Here is a 271-nt window from a genome sequence, read left to right as displayed (position 1 = left end):
CCGTGCCGAGCAGCCCCAGCAACGGCGCGGCGGTGACCACGGTTTCCAGCAGCCACAGACCGCGCGCCATCGGCGGCTTGCTCAGCAGGTACTGGGCGTCGATCAGATCGCCGATCGCCTCGCGATCGCCGGCCCGGTGTTTCTGCGCCAGCACCGGCGCGATCACCGCCATCGGCAGGCTGTTGCGCTGGGTCAGCGCGTCCGGCAGATCGGCCGCGCGGCGCACCTCAGGCGTCAGCGCCTGCTCCAGCCGGCGCGCCTGGCGCTGGGT

Annotated in this window: 1 protein-coding gene; it reads right to left on the bottom strand. The window is 73.4% G+C overall.

The features are described from left to right. Positions 1–271: MotA/TolQ/ExbB proton channel family protein (locus N801_RS22315; RefSeq protein ID WP_035941313.1), on the bottom strand; the 271-nt coding region annotated here is incomplete at both ends.

The organism is Knoellia aerolata DSM 18566, from assembly GCF_000768695.1.
In the GTDB taxonomy this organism is placed as follows: Bacteria; Actinomycetota; Actinomycetes; order Actinomycetales; family Dermatophilaceae; genus Knoellia; species Knoellia aerolata.
The sequence above is the reverse complement of the archived record's forward strand: the minus strand, read 5'-3'. Positions and strand labels throughout refer to the sequence as shown.